The sequence below is a fragment of the Kytococcus sp. HMSC28H12 genome, from assembly GCF_001816045.1.
Taxonomy (GTDB): Bacteria; Actinomycetota; Actinomycetes; order Actinomycetales; family Dermatophilaceae; genus Kytococcus; species Kytococcus schroeteri.
In genome coordinates, this window is record NZ_KV824537.1 from 1 (window position 1) to 3374 (window position 3374).

A 3374-nucleotide genomic window follows, 5' to 3' on the forward strand; every position below is an offset into this window, starting at 1 on the left:
CCCGCCGGCCGGCATGATGGGTCCGATGCCCACCCCCTCCGCCGCCCCTGCCCGTCGTGGCGCCGCCCGTCGGCCCGCTGCCCCTGCCGCCTCCCCCCTGGCCTCCGGCCTCGTCGCCGGCGGGGGATGGGGCCTCCTCGTGGCCCTCGTGGTGCACCTGCTGGCCGTGCTGATGGTGCTGGTGGCCTGGGTGGTCTCGCCGTCCACGCAGTGGACGGCCGGCGACTCGATCGGCATCGGCCTGCGGGCCAGCGCCATGGCGCACGGTGCGGCGGTGGCCGTGGGCGCGAGCGGCCCCGAGGGCGAGACGCTCACCCTGCACGGCGGACCCACGGTGCTGGCGCTGGTCGGGGCCTGGGGCGTCTGGCGCTCGGTGCGCACCCTCGTGGGCCGCGTGGAGGCGGCGGCGGGCGAGGACGTGGGGGACGACGTCGTGCTGGTGCCGGCGGCCGGCGTGGCGGCGGGCTACCTCGTGGGGCACGCCCTGCCCCTGCTGCTGGCCGGCCGGCTGGGAACGGCCGGGTCCGCCGGCTCCTGGGTGCTGGGTCTGTTCCTGGTGGCGCTCCTCCCCGCCGTGGTGGGCCTGGTCACGGCCTGCTCGCCCGCGCGCCGGGACGTGTGGTTCTCCGACTGGCCGGGCGATGCCGGCGAGCTGCTCCAGGACGCACTCGTCCCGGCGGGCCGGGCGCTGCGGTGGCTGGCCGTGGCCGGTGCCCTCGTGGTGGTGGCCTGCCTCGTGGTGCGCTGGCCGCAGGTGGCGGCCGTGCACCGGGTGACCGGGGCCGATGGGGGAGCGGGTGTGGTGCTCACCGCCGTCCAGGGTGGGTGGCTGCCCACCGCCGTGGGGTGGGGCACGGCGTGGCTGGCCGGACCCGGGGTGGTCGTGCCGTCGGGGGCGTTCACGCCCGGGGGCGCCCCGCATCTGGCCCTCCCGGCCGTTCCCGTGCTCGGAGCGCTCCCGGGGCAGGGGACCTTCTCGCCGTGGTGGTGGGCGGTGCTGCTCGTGCCGATGGCGGTGGGAGCCTTCCTGCCGCCGGTCGCCCGGGCCCAGGCCGAGCAGTTCGTGCAGGAGGCCGGCACCCCGGGGGTCGCGGCCCGTGCCCTGCTGGCCTGCGCCCTCGTGGGGATCGGGGCCACCGCCCTGGGCCCGCTGCTGGGGGTGGGGGTCGCACCCGGTGCGTTGGAGCGCCTGCACCCGCATCCCCTCTGGGGACTCGCGCTGGCCGCGGAGCTCGCGGTGGGGGTGGGGCTGCGGTTGGCCATGGACCACCTGCGGCAGCGCGCCGGGGCGCAGCGCGCGGAGGCCGGACGCGTCAGCGCTGGGTGATCTGCTCCATCGTGGTCGGCAGCTGGGCCCGGCAGTCGTCCAGGGCCTGCAGCGTGTTGGCCGCGCTGGTGCACTCGTGGGCGCGCACCGTGGCGTCGAGGAAGAGCAGTGGCGCCAGCGCCCCGACGAGGAGCATGGAGGTGAGCACGAAGCCCAGCGCGGTCCACAGCACGGTGGGCAGCGGGGCACGCCCCGCCTGGGCCCGAAGCGTGCGGAAGAAGAAGAACAGGGCCGGCAGCAGCGCCACCACGGCCACGAGGTTGCGCGGGAAGTCCAGCATTCCCAGCAGCGCACCGGTGACCAGAAGCAGGCCGGCGCGCCGCGAGTCGCGGAGCACCTCGGGGTTGGGCGCGTCCGGCACGCGGCCGCGGGGGGACTGGGCGGGCTGGCTCACGGGTCTCCTGCAGGACGAGTGATCGGTGGAGGGCCGAGTCTAGGAGGTGCGGGGGCGCTCCACCGGGCCTTCCCGCGGGGGCGTCCCCCGGGGGGGTCGGGGCGCGCACAGTACACGACGGCCCCTCGTGACGGAGGGCACGTCTCGAGCCCGCTGCACGGGTTGCGCTCAGGTGTCAGGGGGCTAGGTTGATGAGTGAGGCCCCTCTCGAGGGGGAAACGACCACCGGTCCCTCGGGCCGGCTAGGAGGAACCATGATCAGCAAGGACCAGCTCCGTACCCTGCGCGACGGCGACCTCTACAGCGTCGACGGCGACAAGATCGGCTCCATCGGTGAGATCTACCTGGACGACCGCACCAACGAGCCCGAGTGGGTGACCGTCAACACGGGCCTCTTCGGCACCTCGCAGTCCTTCGTGCCGCTGGCCGGTGCCACCGTCACCGACAACGGCCTGACCGTCCAGTACTCCAAGGACAAGGTGAAGGACGCTCCCCGCGTGGACGGCGACGAGCACCTGGACGTGGAGCAGGAGCGCGAGCTCTACCGCTACTACGAGGTGGCCGGTGACTCCGCCGAGGTGACCGAGCGTCGCACCGACGACGTGGCCGCCGGCACCGCTGCCGCCGGTGTCGCCGACCGCGACCGCGTGGACGCCGACCGCGACGTGGCCGACCGCGTCGACACCGGCGACGACACCATGGTCCGCCACGAGGAGCGCCTCAACGTCGGCACCGAGCGCGTCGACGGTGGCGAGCTCCGTCTGCGCAAGTACGTGGACACCGAGGAGCAGACCGTGACCGTGCCGGTCACCACCGAGTCGGCCAAGGTCGTCTCCCGCCCGGTGGACGGCAACACCGTGGACAACGGTGAGGCCTTCCGCGAGGAGGAGGTCAACGTGCACCTCGAGTCCGAGCGCCCCGTGGTCTCCAAGGAGACCGTCGCGGTGGAGGAGGTCGGCATCGAGACCGAGCGCCACACCGAGAACGTGCAGGTCTCCGACTCCGTCCGCAAGGAGCGCGTGGAGGTCGACGGCGAGGACGTCGACGGCACCCGCCGCTGAGACGCCTCACCGGGCGGTCGCTGACCGTGCCTGACGTCCGGGACCCCCGCACCGTGAGGTGCGGGGGTCCCGGCGTGTGCGGGGCAGGCGTGTGGGGCCCGGGCGTGCGGCGGGGTGGCGCTCACGCATCGAACGGGCCATCAGGCACCGAGCCAGAGGCACCAGGTGACCCACGCGGAGGCCACCATGGACGGCCCGAAGGGCAGGTGCGTGCGGCGGGTGGCACGCCCCAGGGCCATGAGCACCACGGCCCACAGCGCGCCCACCGCGAACGCTCCCCACGCCGCCAGGAGGAAGGGGCCCCATCCCATCCACCCGGTGAGCGTCCCCACGGCCAGCGCGAGCTTGACGTCACCCAGGCCGATGCCGCCGGCGGTGAGGAAGCTCAGCAGCAGGTAGACCCCGCCGAGCACGAGCCCGGCCGTGAGCGCCCGCACCAGGGACCCGACCGGCTCGCCGGTGGCGGTCGCCAGCGCCAGCAGGGCCGCCGCGGTGGTCGCAGCCGGCAGGGTGAGGCGGTCGGGGAGCCGGTGGACGTCGAGGTCCACCGCCGAGGCCACGGCCCCGGCCAGCACGGCTGCGGCCCCCACCA

Annotated in this window: 4 protein-coding genes; 2 read left to right on the forward strand and 2 right to left on the reverse strand. The window is 75.2% G+C overall.

Annotated features, from left to right (window positions below; translation table 11 throughout):
- Positions 1-1327: cell division protein PerM (locus HMPREF3099_RS07880; protein ID WP_070705468.1), on the forward strand; the 1327-nt coding region annotated here is incomplete at its 5' end.
- On the opposite strand, the gene HMPREF3099_RS07885 is transcribed toward HMPREF3099_RS07880, so the two are convergent.
- Positions 1314-1721, reverse strand: coding sequence for a hypothetical protein (locus tag HMPREF3099_RS07885; protein ID WP_070705469.1), 408 nt, complete (start codon positions 1719-1721; stop codon positions 1314-1316). The genes HMPREF3099_RS07880 and HMPREF3099_RS07885 overlap by 14 nt on opposite strands.
- A 254-nt stretch (positions 1722-1975) precedes the next feature.
- Between HMPREF3099_RS07885 and HMPREF3099_RS07890 the strand changes: the two genes are divergently transcribed.
- Positions 1976-2782 (forward strand): YsnF/AvaK domain-containing protein, encoded by an 807-nt coding sequence (locus HMPREF3099_RS07890; protein ID WP_070705470.1) that lies wholly within the window; start codon positions 1976-1978, stop codon positions 2780-2782.
- A gap of 140 nt (positions 2783-2922) precedes the next feature.
- Here HMPREF3099_RS07890 and HMPREF3099_RS07895 read toward each other — a convergent pair.
- Positions 2923-3374 (reverse strand): prepilin peptidase (locus HMPREF3099_RS07895; protein WP_168168485.1); only part of this gene is annotated, 452 nt, incomplete at its 5' end.

Bases quoted from the DNA above. Each gene is read 5' to 3' on its own strand.
- HMPREF3099_RS07890 (WP_070705470.1), top strand. From the start codon at position 1,976: ATGATCAGCAAGGACCAGCTCCGTACCCTGCGCGACGGCGACCTCTAC.